Source organism: Pseudomonas sp. MD195_PC81_125, from assembly GCF_014060985.1.
GTDB lineage: Bacteria > Pseudomonadota > Gammaproteobacteria > Pseudomonadales > Pseudomonadaceae > Aquipseudomonas > Aquipseudomonas parakoreensis.
Window position 1 is genome coordinate 1 of sequence record NZ_JABULD010000303.1, and the last position, 935, is coordinate 935.

1 protein-coding gene is annotated in these 935 nt (G+C 61.1%); it reads left to right on the plus strand.

Annotated elements, in window-relative coordinates; genetic code table 11:
* Positions 1-203 precede the first annotated feature (203 nt).
* Positions 204-833: a glutathione S-transferase gene (locus HT737_RS12910; RefSeq protein ID WP_047297052.1), complete on the plus strand. Its 630-nt coding sequence runs from the start codon at positions 204-206 to the stop codon at positions 831-833.
* Positions 834-935 lie beyond the last annotated feature (102 nt).

Here is a 935-nt window from a genome sequence, read left to right on the forward strand (position 1 = left end):
TGTGTTGTCGGTGATGGCCTCATCGCTGCAAGCCAGCTCCCACGGGGGGTTAATGCTGAATCTGAAATTTGTGTTCGCTGCAAAAACTGTGGGAGCTGGCTTGCCAGCGATGGCGATCTCACGAACACCATCAATTCCTCGCCAGCCACAGTGGTTGTAGCTAGGCTAACCTGCTGTTCTTCGATGACCACCGAGGTTTGCCCATGTCCGCCCCCAGCATGACCCTGTTCCACAACACGCTCTCCCCGTTCGTGCGCAAAGTGATGGTGCTGCTGCATGAGACCGGCCAGCAGGATCGCGTCGCTCTGCAAGATTGCGTGCTCAGCCCGGTCAGCCCGGACGCTGCACTCAACGCCGACAATCCGCTGGGCAAGATCCCGGCCCTGCGTCTGGCCGACGGCAGCGTGATCCATGACAGCCGCGTAATCCTCGAATACCTCGACCAGCAGCACGTCGGCAACCCGCTGATCCCCCGCGACGGCGCGGCCCGGTGGCGGCGTCTGACCCTGGCCTCGCTGGCCGACGGAATCATGGATGCCTCGGTGATGGTGCGTTACGAACTGGTATTGCGCGCCCCGGAAAAGCACTGGGACGAATGGCTCGAGGCCCAGCGCGAGAAGATCCGCCGCGCCTTGGCCTATCTGGAAGCTGACGCCATCGCCGAGCTGACCAGCCATTTCGACGTGGCCGCCATCAGCGTCGCCTGTGCGTTGGGTTACCTTGATCTGCGTCATCCGGATCTGGACTGGCGCAGCGCCAATCCGCAATTGGCCAACTGGTTCTTTGAAGTGAGTCAGCGACCGTCCATGGTCGCCACCCTGCCCAAGCCTTAAATCGGCGGAACCTGTTCTGGCCTCATCGCTGGCAAGCCAGCTCCCACAATGGATTTGGGTATGACAGAACCCTCTGTTTCAGCACAAATCCTGTGGGAGCTG

What these genes read in the sequence shown, in the direction of transcription:
- HT737_RS12910 (WP_047297052.1), top strand. Translation starts at nt 204, where the DNA reads ATGTCCGCCCCCAGCATGACCCTGTTCCACAACACGCTCTCCCCGTTC.